Annotated in this window: 15 protein-coding genes; 6 read left to right on the top strand and 9 right to left on the bottom strand. The window is 69.8% G+C overall.

What is annotated here, in order from left to right:
* Positions 1–66: 66 nt before the first annotated feature.
* From accD to BW41_RS18985, 8 genes are all read right to left on the bottom strand, one after another.
* Entirely contained in the window at positions 67–921 is an 855-nt protein-coding gene (gene accD, locus BW41_RS19020; RefSeq protein WP_037536678.1) for an acetyl-CoA carboxylase, carboxyltransferase subunit beta, read from the bottom strand.
* The gene (gene trpA, locus BW41_RS19015) at positions 918–1,712 is read right to left on the bottom strand and encodes a tryptophan synthase subunit alpha (protein WP_037536676.1); all 795 of its coding nucleotides are present in this window, start codon (positions 1,710–1,712) and stop codon (positions 918–920) included. Before trpA ends, accD begins: the two co-directional genes overlap by 4 nt.
* The gene (gene trpB / locus BW41_RS19010) at positions 1,709–2,956 is read right to left on the bottom strand and encodes a tryptophan synthase subunit beta (RefSeq protein WP_037536674.1); all 1,248 of its coding nucleotides are present in this window, start codon (positions 2,954–2,956) and stop codon (positions 1,709–1,711) included. The genes trpA and trpB overlap by 4 nt, the downstream gene beginning before the upstream one ends.
* Entirely contained in the window at positions 2,953–3,585 is a 633-nt protein-coding gene (locus tag BW41_RS19005; protein WP_037536672.1) for a phosphoribosylanthranilate isomerase, read from the bottom strand. Before BW41_RS19005 ends, trpB begins: the two co-directional genes overlap by 4 nt.
* A 303-nt stretch (positions 3,586–3,888) precedes the next feature.
* Complete coding sequence (gene pyrF / locus BW41_RS19000) at positions 3,889–4,560, bottom strand: orotidine-5'-phosphate decarboxylase (RefSeq protein ID WP_037536670.1); 672 nt, start codon at positions 4,558–4,560, stop codon at positions 3,889–3,891.
* Complete coding sequence (locus BW41_RS18995; RefSeq protein WP_037536668.1) at positions 4,557–4,895, bottom strand: lipopolysaccharide assembly protein LapA domain-containing protein; 339 nt, start codon at positions 4,893–4,895, stop codon at positions 4,557–4,559. Before BW41_RS18995 ends, pyrF begins: the two co-directional genes overlap by 4 nt.
* A gap of 107 nt (positions 4,896–5,002) precedes the next feature.
* Entirely contained in the window at positions 5,003–7,297 is a 2,295-nt protein-coding gene (locus BW41_RS18990; protein WP_037536666.1) for a patatin-like protein, read from the bottom strand.
* The gene (locus tag BW41_RS18985) at positions 7,297–8,004 is read right to left on the bottom strand and encodes an endonuclease/exonuclease/phosphatase family protein (RefSeq protein ID WP_037536664.1); all 708 of its coding nucleotides are present in this window, start codon (positions 8,002–8,004) and stop codon (positions 7,297–7,299) included. Before BW41_RS18985 ends, BW41_RS18990 begins: the two co-directional genes overlap by 1 nt.
* A gap of 224 nt (positions 8,005–8,228) precedes the next feature.
* On the opposite strand from BW41_RS18985, the gene BW41_RS18980 reads away from it, so the two are divergent.
* The 5 genes from BW41_RS18980 (at position 8,229) to BW41_RS18960 (ending at position 11,886) form a co-directional block, all read left to right on the top strand.
* A complete protein-coding gene (locus tag BW41_RS18980) occupies positions 8,229–8,966 on the top strand; it encodes a hypothetical protein (protein WP_037536662.1) in 738 nt (245 codons plus the stop codon).
* Between the two features lies 1 nt (position 8,967).
* On the top strand, positions 8,968–10,125 hold the full coding sequence (locus BW41_RS18975; protein WP_081793199.1) for a M48 family metallopeptidase: 1,158 nt from the start codon (positions 8,968–8,970) through the stop codon (positions 10,123–10,125).
* A gap of 8 nt (positions 10,126–10,133) precedes the next feature.
* The gene (locus BW41_RS18970) at positions 10,134–10,745 is read left to right on the top strand and encodes a hypothetical protein (protein WP_051583718.1); all 612 of its coding nucleotides are present in this window, start codon (positions 10,134–10,136) and stop codon (positions 10,743–10,745) included.
* 207 nt (positions 10,746–10,952) lie between these two features.
* Complete coding sequence (locus BW41_RS20235; RefSeq protein ID WP_051583700.1) at positions 10,953–11,522, top strand: acyltransferase; 570 nt, start codon at positions 10,953–10,955, stop codon at positions 11,520–11,522.
* A gap of 169 nt (positions 11,523–11,691) precedes the next feature.
* A complete protein-coding gene (locus BW41_RS18960; RefSeq protein WP_037536658.1) occupies positions 11,692–11,886 on the top strand; it encodes a hypothetical protein in 195 nt (64 codons plus the stop codon).
* Positions 11,887–12,000: 114 nt separating this feature from the next.
* Here the strand turns inward: BW41_RS18960 and BW41_RS18955 are convergent, their stop codons facing one another.
* The gene (locus BW41_RS18955) at positions 12,001–12,243 is read right to left on the bottom strand and encodes a hypothetical protein (RefSeq protein WP_152542418.1); all 243 of its coding nucleotides are present in this window, start codon (positions 12,241–12,243) and stop codon (positions 12,001–12,003) included.
* Positions 12,244–12,470: 227 nt separating this feature from the next.
* Between BW41_RS18955 and galA the strand changes: the two genes are divergently transcribed.
* The gene (gene galA, locus BW41_RS18950; protein WP_051583697.1) at positions 12,471–14,915 is read left to right on the top strand and encodes a beta-galactosidase GalA; all 2,445 of its coding nucleotides are present in this window, start codon (positions 12,471–12,473) and stop codon (positions 14,913–14,915) included.
* The last annotated feature ends 169 nt before the right edge of the window (positions 14,916–15,084 follow it).

Genomic DNA, 15,084 nt, shown 5'->3' with positions numbered 1-15,084 from the left:
ACGCGGGGTCGCAGCCCTCGCAGCGGCCGGGCTGCTGCCGTATGGCAGCGGCCGGTCCGCCCTCGCCTACGCCGCCTGCGCCGTCGCCAGATAGCCAATTACCGTTGCCAGCCGATCGCGCAGCTCCTTGCGGTGGACGACCATGTCGAGCATGCCATGATCCAGCAGATATTCGGCGCGCTGGAAGCCTTCGGGCAGTTTCTCGCGGATCGTGCTCTCGATCACCCGCTGGCCGGCGAATCCGATCAGCGCATTGGGCTCGCTGATCTGCACGTCGCCGAGCATCGCATAGCTGGCAGTGACGCCGCCGGTGGTCGGATCGGTGAGCACGACGATATAGGGCAGGCCGGCATCGTGGAGCATCTGGATCGCGACGGTGCTGCGCGGCATCTGCATCAGGCTGAGGATGCCCTCCTGCATGCGCGCGCCGCCCGCGGCGGTGAAGACGACATACGGCGCCTTGTCGTGGATCGCCGCCTCGATGCCGCGGACGAAGGCCTCGCCGACCGCAAGCCCCATCGATCCGCCCATGAAGGCGAAGTCCTGCACGCCCATCACGACGCGATGGCCGAGGATCGTGCCGCGCGCGTTGATCAGCGCATCCTGTTCCTGCGCCGAGGTCCGCGCCGCCTTGAGCCGATCGGTATAGCGTTTCGAATCACGGAACTTGAGCGGGTCCTCGACCACCTTGGGCGCGGGCAATTCGCTGCAGCTGCCGCTGTCGAGGATCTGCGCGAAGCGCAACTTGGGCCCGATCCGCTCGTGATGATCGCACTTCGGGCAGACGTAGAGATTCTCCTCCAATTCCTTGGTGAAGATCATCTGGCCGCAGCCCTTGCACTTGTGCCACAGATTCTCGTCCGACGATTCGCGCTTGGCGACGAAGGGCAGGGCGTTGCGGACGTTGGTGATCCAGCTCATCGGCTGACCTTTCGCGACGAGGCGACCGCCTCGCTGAGGGAGTGGACATAGGCGCGCACCGCCGCTGGGGCATCCGCGCCATGCGCCGCGACCAGCTCGACGATCGCCGAGCCGACGACGACGCCATCGGCACAGGCGCCGATCGCCGCCGCCTGTTCGGGCGTGCGGACGCCGAAGCCGACCGCGACCGGCAGCCTGGTCTGCGCCTTGAGACGCGCCACCGCGGCGTCGATCGAGCCCTGCGCCGCCTGTTGCAGCCCGGTGATCCCCGCGACCGAGACGTAATAGAGGAAGCCGCTCGCCCCCTCCAGCACGCGCGGCAGCCGCGCCGCATCGGTGGTCGGCGTGGCGAGGCGGATCGGATCGATGCCCTGCGCGCGCAGCATCGGGCCGAGCGCCTCGTCTTCCTCCGGCGGGATGTCGACGCAGATCACGCCGTCGACGCCCGCGGCCGCGGCGGCGGCGGCGAACCAGTCGGGACCGCGGCGCAGCATCGGATTGGCATAGCCCATCAGCACCAGCGGCACCTCGGGATGGCGCGCGCGAAAGGCGGTGGCGATGGCGAGGATGTCGGCGGTGCGCGTGCCGGCGGCAAGGCTGCGCAGATTCGCCGCCTGGATCGCCGGACCGTCCGCCATCGGATCGGTGAACGGCATGCCGAGCTCGATCACGTCGGCGCCGCCCTCGACCAGCGCGTCGAGGATCGCGCCGGTCGGCCCGTCGCCGGCGGTGACGAAGGTGACGAGCGCGGGCCGGCCCTTCCCGAAGGCGGCCGACAGGCGTGCACTCATATCGCCACCCCCAGCGCGTTGGCGACGGTGAAGATGTCCTTGTCGCCGCGACCGCACAGATTGGCGAGGATGATCTGGTCGTCGCGCATCGTCCGCGCGCGCTTGGTCACCGCGGCGATCGCATGCGCGGGCTCGAGCGCGGGAATGATGCCCTCGGTGCGGCAGAGCAATTGGAAGGCATCGAGCGCGTCCTGATCGGTCGCGCTGGTATATTCGACGCGGCCGATGTCGCGCAGCCAGGCATGCTCGGGGCCGATGCCGGGATAGTCGAGCCCCGCCGAGATCGAATGCCCTTCCGCGATCTGGCCGTCCTCGTCCTGCAACAGATAGGTCTTGTTGCCGTGGAGCACGCCGGGGAAACCGCCGGCGAGGCTGGCGGCATGTTCGCTGCCCTCGAGGCCGTGACCCGCCGCCTCGACGCCGAGCATGCCGACCGACTCATCGTCGAGGAAGGGGTGGAACAGGCCGATCGCATTCGATCCGCCGCCGATCGCCGCGCACAGCAGATCGGGCAGGCGGCCGGTCCGCTCGAGCATCTGCGCGCGCGCCTCGCGGCCGATGATGCTCTGGAAGTCGCGGACCAGCTCGGGATAGGGATGCGGGCCGGCGGCGGTGCCGATGATGTAGAAGGTGTCGTGGACGTTGGCGACCCAGTCGCGCAGCCCCTCGTTCATCGCGTCGGACAGGGTCGCCGCGCCGCTGGTCACCGGGCGGACCTCGGCGCCGAGCAGCTTCATGCGGAAGACGTTGGGCTGCTGCCGCTCGACGTCCTTCGCACCCATGTAGATGACGCAGGGCAGGCCGAAGCGCGCGCAGACCGCGGCGGTGGCGACGCCGTGCTGGCCGGCGCCCGTCTCGGCGATGATCCGCGTCTTGCCCATGCGGATGGCGAGCAGGATCTGGCCGATGCAATTGTTGATCTTGTGCGCGCCGGTATGGTTGAGCTCGTCGCGCTTGAACCAGATCTGCGCGCCGAGCCTCTCGCCGTTCGGGCCGGTTCCCGCGCCCTCGCGTACCGCCTCGCTCAGCCGTTCGGCGTGGTAGAGCGGGCTGGGGCGGCCGACATAATGGTTCATCAGATCGTCGAATTGCGCGGCGAAGGCGGGGTCGGCCTTGGCGGCGCGATATTCGCGCTCGAGCTCGAGGATCAGCGGCATCAGCGTCTCGGCGACATAGCGTCCGCCGAACTGGCCGAAATGCCCGCGCTCGTCGGGCTGGGCGCGATAGGTGTTGGGGGCGTTCATGACTGCGCCGCTTTAAGGAAGGCGCCGATCTTGTCCATATCCTTGACCCCCGGCGCGGATTCGACGCCCGACGAGACGTCGACCAAGGGCGCGCCGGTGCGCGCGATCGCCTCGCGCACGTTGGCGGGATCGAGCCCGCCGGACAGCGCCCAGGGCAGCGGGTGGCGCAGGCCGTCGAGCATCGCCCAGTCGAAGCGCAGCCCCATGCCGCCGGGCAGGCCGCCGGGCGGCGTCTTGGCGTCGTAGAGCAGCCGGTCGGCGGCACCGGCGTAGCGGTGCGCGTCATCGAGGTCGGCGCGCGTCTTGATCGCCACCGCCGCCCAGGTCTCCCGGCGGACGCGCGCGCGGATCGCGGCGACGCGTTCGGGCGCGGTCTGGTGGAGCTGGATCGCGTCGAGCCGCGCCGCGGCGATCGCCGCGTCGAGCGTCGCATCGTCGGGATCGACGAACACCCCGACCCGCGTCGCCTCGCCCGGCACCTGCCCGGTGAGGCCGGCCGCGGCATCAAGGCCGAGGTGCCGGGGGGAGGGCGGGAAGAAGACGAACCCGACGTGACTGGCCCCGCCGCGCAGCGCGGCGGCGAGCGTCTCGGGCGTGGTCAGGCCGCAGATCTTAGTGGCGGTGGGCATCCAGCGCGTGTCGGGATTTCCGACGCAAGTTGCAAGCCCGCCTTCTCCCTCTCCCGATGGGAGAGGGAGAAGGCGGCGCTGGGTGACGGCAGGTTGGGCGGCGTGTTTTTGAGAGCGTCGCACGGACGGTGGCGTGGTGGAGGCGCGGGCGAGGAGTAAGCCGGTCCCGGACCGTCATCGCGACCGGCACTCCACTGGCGGGGCCAGGGCCGAGCGTTTCGCGCCTGCCCTCACCCTCTCGCCGCATCCCTCTCCCGTAGGGAGAGGGATGTGTCATCTCCCGTAGGGAGAGGGATGTGTCATTTACAACGTCGCGCCGATCGCGCGGGCGGCGGCGTCGGGGTCCTCCGCCTGGGTGATCGGACGGCCGATGACGAGGATCGACGCACCCGCATCGAGCGCGGCGCGCGGTGTGACGACCCGTTTCTGATCGCCGATCACGCCGTCGGCAGGGCGGACGCCGGGTACGACGAAGAAGCCCTTGGGCCACGCCTTGCGCGCCGCGGCGACCTCGGCCCCCGAGCAGACGATGCCGTCGATCCCCGCCTCATGCGCCAGATCGGTGAGGCGCAGCACCTGCGCCTCGGCGCTGCCGGCGACGCCGGTCGCGGCGAGGTCGCTCGCATCGAGGCTGGTCAGCATCGTCACCGCGACCACCTTGGTATGCGGCGACGCCGCGGCCTTGGCATCCTCCAGCATCGCGCGGCCGCCGCTGGCATGGACGGTGAGGATCGCCGGCGCGAGCCCGCTCAGCGCCTGTACCGCCTTGGCGACGGTATTGGGAATGTCGTGCAGCTTGAGGTCGAGGAAGATCGGCAGCCCGATCTCGGCAAGCTCGCGCACCCCGGCCTGTCCGTGCGCACAGAAGAACTCGAGCCCGAGCTTGAGCCCGCCGACATGCGCGCGCGTGCGGTTGGCGAGCGCCTTGGCACGGGCGAGATCGGGTGTGTCGATTGCGACGAAGATCGGGCTCATGCCGGGCGGCCCATCGCGGCGGGTTCGCTCGGCGTCAGCGGATCGGCGTTCGCCGGCGCGACGACGAGGGCCGGCGGCGCGACCTGCGCGCGCTGCTCGGCGAGCAGCCGCTCGCAGGCGCTCAGCCGCTGGCGCAGCCGCCAGCGCACCGTGCCGAGATAGAGATAGGTCGGCAGCAGTCCGAGCAGGAAGGTGACGAGCAGCAGCAGCGGCAGATTGACGTCGGCGATCAGCCCGCTCCACAGGTTGATCTGGATGCTGGTCCAATTGCCGTAGGTGAACAGCGCCGCGACGAACGCGAGCAGGAACCAGAACAGGATCTTGAGGAACTGCATGCATCACTCCCGGGGACGCGGGCGAGGGTAGCGGCGGCGGAGGCGGATGGCCAGAGGGGCCGGACGGGTACGATCGGGGCGGCCCGGCGTGCCGGCGTGAGGCGGCCTTATCCCACCTCGCCGCGCAGCGTCGCGATCAGCCCGGGGATCGCCGTCAGCCGCGGCTCTTCCTCGTCGAGGATCGCGCGGAAGGCACTGCGTTTGATCGCGGCGACGCGGCCCGGCTTCATCCGCACCGTCGGCGGCAGCGTCGAGACGCAGATGTCGATCATCCGCTCGGCGCCGTGCAGCCGGCCCCACAGATAATCGTTCTCGCGATAGGCGCGGCTGAAGAAGGCGCCGAAGCTGTTGAACTGGATGCCCTTGAGCGTCGCCTCCGCGCCGCCGGCGCGGATCGAGCCGGCATCGTCGGGGGCGATGCGATCGACCTTGATCGGGTCGAACTCGTCGAGTCCCTCGCCCTGCAGCAGCGGCAGCGTCGCGGTGTCGAAATAGGGGAAGCCCAAATAAGTGAGCAGCAGCGCCCGCCGCATCGGCCGGTCGAGGCTGACGAAGGCGTCGGCGAGCCGGCGGTCGGTGTCGGCATCGAGCGTGGCGAGATCGAGCGCGTCGCCGAGCGCGTCGAGCAGCGGCGCCGCGTCCTGGCTGCGGGACGTCCGCACCATCTGGTGGAGTTGCGGATAATGATCCGCACGCTGGCGGTCGAGATAGGCGGCGAGCGAGGCATAGATGGCGTCGCGCATCGCGGCGGCACCGGCCGACTGGTCGTCGGGCTGCCCGGCCTCGATCTCCTCGAGTCGGCGCGCCATCAGCCGCAGCCGGCGGATGCGGAAGCCGAGATCGAAGGTGCGCAGGAAGTCGACCGTCGCCGCGCCTTCCTTGCCCGAGAAGCTCGGCGCGACGCCGCCGAAGCCGCGCGACGCGATCGCCGCCTCGATCCCCGCGCGGATCCGCCGCCAGCGCTGCTGCCCCGGCTCGCCGCCGATCTGGTAGAGCAGCCCGCTGATCATCGCGACGACGCCGCTCAGCTTGAGATGACCGTAGGCGACATAGCTGTAGCCGGCGCGGCTCGCCGCGGCCGTCTGCGCACGCCGCCGCCACGCGACCAGCCGCGCCGGCGTCGGCCGGTCGAGGAACAGCGTGTGGCCGAAGGATTGCTCGATCTCCTCCTCGACCGCCGGGCGCAGCGCGGTGACGATGCCGCGCAGCCGGTCGATCCGTTCGGAGCGTTCGGCGAGCGCATCGAGATTGTCGCGGATCGGCTGCTGCCGCGGCAGGTCGCTGAGCGCGCCGAGGATGGTCTGGAAGAAGCCCGGCGTCTCGCCCCCTGCGCCGAGGCGGATCTTGATGCCCGGCGACGGGTCGATGTAGACGAAGCGGCGGTCGACCTCGCGCCTCGCCGGCCGTTCCCTGAGCGCATCGATCGCCGGGCGGAACGGCGCATTGGCGAGCACCGACCCGTCGATCAGCACCGCCTTGTCGACCTGATTGGCGGCGACGTGGCGCGGCAGGACCCGCTTGAGGAAGGCGTCGCGCTCCGGCCAGGCGAGCCCGCGCGCGGCGAGGACCCGGTCGAGTTCGGCGACGGTGAACGGCGGGAAGGCGCCGGGGAAGCTCGACGTCGCCCGTGCCGCAAAGGCGAGTTCGGGCACCGCGCCGATCGCGCCGCCGGCATGGTCGGAAAAGCCGATGACGATGCGATGCTCGGTCTCGAGCACCTCCGGCGGCGAATTGAGCCGCAGCCGCTCGGGATGGCCGGTGAAATCGGTGCAGGTGACGAACAGGTCGAGCGGCTGCCCGGCCGGCAGCAGCCGCGGCCCCGGCGGCGCGGCGGCCATCGCGGCGAAGGCATCGAGCAACAGCCCGGTGAAGGTCTCGCCGCCGAACGGCGGCTCGAACCAGCGCGAGCGGACGAAATGCGACAGCTTGGTGCGCACCTCGTCCTGCGTCGCCGCGTCGAGCGCCTCGACCTTGTCCTTGCTGCGCCCCGCCGCGACCCAGGCGAGCGGCAAGGCCCATAATTTGGAGAAGCGGCTCGCCGGCGCCGCCTCGGCATCGATCAGCGCCTCGACATCGGCGGAGGTCAGCCACAGGTCGGTGAGCGGTTCGAGGCTCTGGCCGCTGGTGATCGCCTGGGCGAGGAAGATGCCGTTGATCCCGCCCGCCGACGCGCCCGCGACGATATCGGCGAGGACGCGCAGCCGCAGCCCGGCGAGCGCCTCGATCTCGGCGATCAGCTCCGCATAGACGCGCTCGCTGGCGCCGTGCGCGGTCTCACCGGCGTGAATCGCGCGGCTGGCGCGGACGAGGTGCCAGACCTCCTTGGTGATGCCGTGCATGTAGACGGCAAGGCTGATCCCGCCATAACAGACCAGCGCGAGGCGCAGCTCCTTCTCGCGCATCACGCCGGGGCCAGCATCGCCCAGATCGGCAGATGGTCCGAGGTCTTGCGCGCCGCGGCGCTGGCGTGGACGCCGCATTCCGTCACATGGAGGTCGGCGGACACCATGATCCGGTCGAGCCGCCCGACCGGCCGGCGCGCGTGGAAGCTCGGCCCGGTCGCCGCCATGCGATAGTCGCGGCCGAAGTCGCGCAAACATCCCGCCGCCGCGGTCCATTCGTTGAGATCGCCCATCATCACGGTCGGATGACGGTCGGCGCAGCCCTCGACATGCGCGAGGATCGCCGCCGCCTGCCGCCGTCGCCACAGGCCGGACAGGTCGAGATGCATGCCGACGACGCGCAGGGTCACGCCGTCCAGCTCGACATCGGCGGTGACCGCCCCGCGCGGTTCGAGCGAGGGGAGGTGGATCGGCGCGCAATGGATCACCCGCGCCGCCTTGCGGACGAGGATGACATTGCCGTGCCAGCCCATCGACAGCGCCCGCATGCCGAAGGCGACCGGCTTCCAGTCGCTATGCTCGTCGAGCAGATGCGCGGGCAGCACCGATTCGCGCGGGCCGAAACGGCGGTCCGCCTCCTGGAGCGCGATCACATCGGCATCGATCTCGCGCAGCACCTCCAGCACCCGCTCGGGGTTGCGCCGCCGGTCGAGCCCGACGCCCTTGTGGATATTGTAGCTGGCGACTTTCAGGTGGCGAGAAACCATTGCGGGGACGTAACGCCCGGATCGCGGAATGGTGCCGTTTGCGGTCACGGCACCAAGCGACAAGAGAAGGGCAATAAAGTCAAGTGTCTGACTGCCCATAGTGAATAAAGAGTCAAGGCAAAACGGGAAATCCGCTGCATCGTCAAGCACGACATGATAAGTGTCGGTACGACTCGAAGTAAAACGGAGCGGCCGGGGGCGGTATGTTGCGGATTGCGCGGGATATGATCCTGGCCTGTCTGGTCGCCGCAGCCGCCGTGCCGGCGTCGGCGCAGGAGAGATCGGCGATCAAGCCGGGTTTCGTGCTGCCGCCGGACACTGCCCGCATCCTGCTGTTCCGTCCATCGATCACGGTCGGTGCGCAATCCACCGCGGGCCTGTTCGAGCCCAATGCCGACTGGACCGCGCAGGCGCGCGAGGCGCTCGGCGCGTCGCTGCGCGAGGCGGAGGCGCATCTCGGCCATACGGTGATCGATTATGCCGCGCCGGACGGGGCGGACGCCGCGGCGCTCGCCGAATATCATGCGCTGTTCGATACCGTCGCCGCGGCGGTGATCGAATTTCAGTTCTTCCCCGGCAACCGGCTGCCGACCAAGAAGCGCAAGGATCAGTTCGACTGGGGGCTGGGGCCGGAGGTCGGCACACTGCCGGGGCTCGGTGGCGCCGATTACGCCCTGTTCGTGACGACCGAGGACGCGTTCGGATCGACCGGGCGCAAGGTGTTGCAACTGTTCGCCGCACTCGCCCGTGTGTCGGTCGTCTCCGGCGTGCACAAGGGGTTCGCCGGGCTGGTCGATCTGCACAGCGGCGAGCTCGTCTGGCTCAACGCCGATCTGCAGATGGGCGGCGACGTCCGCACGCCGGAGGGGGCCCGCAAACGGGTACGCGAGCTGCTCGCCGGCTTCCCCGGCAAACCCGCCGACACGCCGGTCGCTGCGGCGGATGCGAACCGGGCGCGCTGACATGTGCCGGCTGATCGTGCCGCTGCTCGCCGCGGCGCTTTGCGCGGCGCCGGTGCAGGCGGCGCGCGAGACGTTGCCGCTGCCCCCGTTCACCACCGCCTATCAGCCGACGACGGTCGACGAGCGCGGCCTGTGGATGGAGGCCGACGAGGACGAGCGGCGGATGCGCGACGCGCCCGAGGTGATCCGCGATCCGGCGCTGAACGCCTATGCGCGCGAGGTGCTGTGCCGCACCGTCGGGCCGGCGCGATGCGCGGCGATCCGGCTGTATATCGTCCGCATCCCGATGTTCAACGCGACCACCTATGCGAACGGAATGATGACCTTATGGTCGGGGGCGCTGCTGCGGCTGCATAGCGAGGCCGAACTCGCCGCGATGTTCGGGCATGAATTCAGCCACTTCGAATTGCGCCATACGCTTACCGGCTTCCAGCGCCGGCGCAGCGGCAGCGATCTGCTCGCCTGGGCCGGGTTGCTCGGCGCGGGCGGGATCGCCTTGCCGACGATGGTGGTCGGCGGCTTCTATCGCTTCAGTCGCGCGCAGGAAGCGGCGGCGGACATGCTCGGTTTCCGCTATCTCACCGCGGCGGGCTATGTCGTGACCGCGCCGGCGGATCTGTGGACGCGGGTGATGGCGGAGCAGGACGCCACCGAGATCGGCCGCTATCGCAAGCCCAACCAGCGGTATGTCGCCGGCTTCTTCGATACGCATCCGACCGAGCTGACCCGCGCCACCTATCTGCGCGCGGCGGCGGCGCAGATCGGCGGCGGCGGCGTCGATGAGGCGGCACGCTTCCGCGCCGCGATCGCGCCGTGGCTGCCGCGCCTGCTCGGCGACCAGATCAAGCGCAACGATTTCGGCGGCAGTGAATATCTGCTCAACCAATTGGCCGTGGACGGCTGGACGACGCCGCTCTTGTTCGCGCGCGGCGAATTGTACCGCGAGCGCGGCAACCCCCGCGATCTGTCCGCCGCCGCCGGTTTCTACCGGGAGGCGATCGCGCACGGCGATGCGCCGGCGGAGGCCTATCGCGGGCTGGGGCTGGCGTTGCTGCGCAGCGGGCAGGTCGAGGCCGGCAAGGCGGCGCTGCGCGACTATCTCGCGCGCAGGGCCGATGCCGGCGACGCGGCGATGATCGCTACCCTGATTGCGGGATGAGATCGATGATGACGACGCGCTTGCCGAACCGCTTGCCCCGCCACCTGTTGCTGGTCGTCGCGCTGGCGGCGGCGGTGCCGGCGGGCGCGAGCAACCGGCTGATCGCCGCCGGCGGACGGGTGAGCATCGCCAGGACGCCCCTGACGGTGACGCCCGCGAGCGAGTGGAACCGGCTGGGCGCGCGACCCGGCCGCAATGCCGAGGTGTGGACGCTCGACGGCGACACGCTCAACGCGCTGACTTTCTATGCCGCGATCGGCGAGGGCAAGACGCTGTTCCGCCAGGCCGATCGCAGGGAGCATCCGCTGCCGCCGGTCAACCGGACGATGCTTCTCACCGACATTCCGACGCTTCTGGAGAACAGCTATCGCAGCGCGCTAGGCGTCGCGACGATGACGATCGATCACGTCGAGCCGACGCCGTTCGCCGGCGCCGGCGGCGTGCATTTTAGCTACAGTTTCGTCCGTCCGGAGGAAGCCATCCACGTCCGGGGCGAAGGATTCGGCACGCTGCGCGACGGCAAACTCTATCTGATCACCTACGAGGCGCCGGCCCTCTATTATTTCGAACGGAGCGCCGCCGCGGCGCGGCAGGTGGCGGAGAGCGCCCGGCTAGACTGACCCGCCCGCCAAATACTGGGCGGGCGGGTCAGCCGGGCATCCCCTCCATGGCCTCTCGGACCGAGAACCGCCCTACAATCAGAAAGTTAAGGCCGCGTAACAGTCGGGCACACGGCCGACATGACAAACACGTCATAATGCGCTAGGCCAAGGGCGTTGCCCTATCGTGGCGACAGGGGCGCGACAGGTCGTGCCGGGAGACGCCATATGGCTACCGAACACTGGCAGCGGACCAAGCTGCGCGCGCTGATCCTGCGCATACAGGGATCGGTGTTCATCTCGGATCGGTGGCGACGGCGGCTGCTCAATTTCGCCGGTGCGCGCATCCATCCGACCGCGACGGTGCGTCATTCGTGCTGGCTCGACAGCGCCGATATCGTCATGGGGCGCGACGCGATGCTCAACTGCTTCGCGCGGTACGACGGCGCGGCGCAGCTGACCTTCGAGGATGGCGCGCGCGTCTCCTCGGGCGTGACCTTCACCACCAGCACGCATCATCATACCGGCGATCCGACCCGCCGCTCGTCGCCCGAGACGATCAACGCGCCGATCACGATCAAGGCCGGCTGCTGGGTGATGACCGACGTGACGATCAACCCCGGCGTGACGATCGGCGAGGGCTGCGAGATCGGCGCGCAGGCGGTGGTGACCGAGGATACCGCGCCCAACGGCCTCTACGTCAATATGGTCGGGGCGAGCGGCACGGTGCGCGCGCGGCGCATCAAGGATCTGCCGGTGCGCCGCGGCGCCCGCCCGGTCGCGCTGGTGCGCGGCTGACCGGTGTCTGTATCGTAACGGGATTCACCGGCGCCTTACCGGTTGCCGCGGGGCGGGGCCGACGCCATGTTAGGACACGCCCTGCCGGCAGGCTCGTCAACGCCCGGGCCGGCAGGGCGCCCGGAAGGGGCCGTGACGCATGTATTGGCAACATCTTTCCGCAAGCGACATGCTGATCCTCGGCAGCATCCTGTGCGTCGTCGTGCTGCTCCTCCTGGCCATCCGCTTCGATCGCCGCGCGCAGCGCCGCCGGGCCGCCGAATGGCATGACTCTTATTATCATCGCGGCGGACTGGTACGCGCGCTGATGCGCCGCTGGAACCGTGGCCCGGCGCGGCTCACCGATCAGCGCGGCGAGCGGTGACGCGGCTGCGGCCGCGGCGGACACAACAAAGGGGGCCGCAGCCCCCTTTGCGAACGCCCGTGGCGTTGCCGTTTCCCATGGCCATCGCGCGGCGATGGCCCGGAAAAACGGATTTTAGTTGCTGTCGGCCTGGCCGTCGTCCGAAGCGACCGCCACGATGCCCGCGGCAACCGCAGCCACCGCCAGCACGGCGATGATCACGCCGCCACCAGCGAGCTCGTTCTTCTTGGCCGAGGTCGAACCGGTGCGGACCGACTTGGCAACCGACAGGCTCGCAGCGGGGTTGGCCGGTGCCGCAGCGACCGGCGCAGCGACGAGAGCCGTAGCGGCAACGGCGGTGAGGTACTTACGAATCACGCTAATCTCCTATTGTGGGGTCACCCCTCGGCCATACTTGGCACGAGGAGGCTACCATTGGGTTAATACGCCTGCATTTGCAATGTTCGCCTGCCGCGAACTTGCGCCTGCCTGACGCCGAACGCACCACGCTGAAAAGCGTGACGCGGCCGGAATCGTATATTATATTTGACCGGTGGCGCGGTGCGTGATGGGATTGGCGATCTCCCCGCGCAAGGACCCGTGCATTGAACCACCCGCATCGCCGCGCCATCCTCACCTCCGGCGCCGCCGTCGCCGCCGCGACCTTGCTTCCTGCCGCCGCGCCTGTGCCGTCGCCCGCCGGCCCGCGGATCGTCGAACCGCTTGACGACTGGCGCTTCCACCTCGGCCATGCCGCCGATCCGGCGAAGGACTTAGGCTTCGGCCGCAGCCACGACACCTATGCCAAATCGGGCGATGCCGGCACGCCGGCCGCCGAGGGCACGTTCGACGATTCCGCCTGGCAGGCGGTGACGCTGCCGCACGACTGGGCGGTCGACCTGCCGTTCGAGCGGTTCGGCCCGCCGGGGAGCGAGGCGGACAAGACCGGATCGTTCCAGGGGTTCAAGCCGCTCGGCCGCGCCTGGCCGGCGACCAGCGTCGGCTGGTATCGCCGCATCCTCCGCCTCGCGAAGGACGATGACGGCCGCCGGCTGCTGCTCCAGTTCGACGGGGTGTCGCGCGACTGCCTCGTCATCCTCAACGGCTTCATCGTCGGCAGCAACGAAAGCGCCTATACGCCGTTCGAGATCGACGTCACCGATTTCGCCCGACCGGGCGTCGACAACGTCCTGCTCGTCCGCTGCGACGTCAGCCTGGGGGAGGCATGGTCGTACGAGGGGGCAGGGCTGTACCGCCACGCCCGGCTGGTCAAGACCGCGCCGGTCCACGTCCGCCAATGGGGCGCCTATGTCCGCACCGCCGTGACCGCCGCCGGGGCGCGGCTCGATATCGCCACCGAGATCGCCAATGACGGTCCGGCGGCGACGGTGCGCGTCCGCTCGACGGTGACCGCGCCCGACGGACGGGTGGTGGCGCGGCTGACCTCCGATCCGCTGGCGCTGCCGGCGTGGGGGCAGCAGACCGCGACGCAGGTCGGGCAGGTGCGCGATCCGGCGCTCTGGTCGATCGAGACGCCGCAGCTCTACCGGCTGACCAGCGAGATCGTCCGCGACGACGTCGTGATCGATCGCGACGACAGTGCCTTCGGCATTCGCACGATCCGGTTCGATGCGACGCGCGGTTTCTTCCTCAACGGCCAGCCGGTCAAGATCAAGGGGACGTGCAACCATCAGGATCACGCCGGGGTCGGCTTCGCGGTGCCCGACAGCCTTCACGTCTGGCGGCTCGAACAGCTGAAAGCGATGGGCGCCAACGCCTATCGCTCGACGCATCATGCGCCCGCGCCTGCGGTGCTCGATGCCTGCGACCGGCTCGGGCTGCTGGTGATGGACGAGACGCGGCAGATGTCGAGCAATGCCGAGGGCCTGTCGCAGCTCGACCGGGTCGTCCGGCAGGGGCGCAGCCATCCGAGCGTCATCCTGTGGAGCATCGGCAATGAGGAGATCCACCGCGGCACCGAGACCGGCGCACGCATCGCCGCGACGATGAAGCGCCGCATCACCGCGCTCGACGGTACGCGCCCGGTGACCGAGGCGTTCAACGGCAAGCTCGGGCAGGGCGCCTCGCGCGTGCTCGACGTGATGGGCTGCAATTACTATCTCAACGAAATAGACGGCTTTCACGCCGCCCACCCGGACGTGCCGATGATCGGCACCGAGACGGGCAGCACGGTGATGACGCGCGGCGAATATGCGCGCAACGAGGCCGAGGGGCTGGTGCCCGCCTACGACCAGGAGTTCCCGCGCTGGGCGACGACCGCGCAGGACTGGTGGTCCTTCTACGATGCGCGCGACTTCCTCGCCGGCGGCTTCGTCTGGACCGGCTTCGACTATCGCGGCGAGCCGACGCCGTTCGAACGCTGGCCGGAGAATGTCTCGCATTTCGGGCAGATGGACCTGTGCGGCTTTCCGAAGGACAATTTCTATTATTACAAGGCGTGGTGGGACAGCGAACCGGTGCTCCACCTCTTCCCGCACTGGACCTGGCCGGGCCGCGAGGGGCAGACGGTCGCGGTGTGGGTGCACAGCAATTGCGACGCGGTGGAACTGCTCGTCAACGGCCGCAGCCTCGGGCGGCAGACGGTGACGCGCAATCGCCATCTCGTCTGGCAGGTGCCCTATGCGCCCGGACGGATCACGGCGCATGGCTATCGCGACGGTCGGCGGCTGCTCACCGCCGAGCGCGTCACCAGCGGCGCCCCGGCGCGGATCGGTCTGTCGAGCGACCGCCGCCGGCTCGCGCCCGGCGCGGTCGCGGTGGTACGCGCGGCGATCCTCGATGCGGCGGGGCACGAGGTGCCGACCGCGCACGACCGGCTGCACTTCGCGATTGGCGGCGATGCGACGTTGCTCGGCGTCGGCAACGGTGATCCGCGCAGCCTCGAACCCGATCATGCGACGACGCGCGCGGCGTTCAACGGGCTGGCGATGGCGCTGGTACAGGCCGGCGCGCGCGGCGGCGCGATCCGGCTGACCGCACGCGGCGAGGGCCTCGCGCCGGCGATGCTGCCGCTGATCGGCACGGGGTGATCGGAGCGCGCGCAGAGGCGCAGAGGGCGCAGCAGGGGCGGTCGCGGCGATCGCGGCCCGATATCGGCAATCGTCGGTGCCGGGGCACTACGCCCGGCACGAACGATATCTCCGCGCCTCCGCGCCTCCGCGCCTCCGCGTGAACCCGTTTTGCTGATCTGATCAGACT

It is taken from the genome of Sphingomonas sp. RIT328 (assembly GCF_000632225.1).
Taxonomy (GTDB): Bacteria; Pseudomonadota; Alphaproteobacteria; order Sphingomonadales; family Sphingomonadaceae; genus Sphingomonas; species Sphingomonas kyungheensis.
Note: the sequence above shows the minus strand (reverse complement) of the source record. Positions and strands in the feature narration are given on the sequence as shown.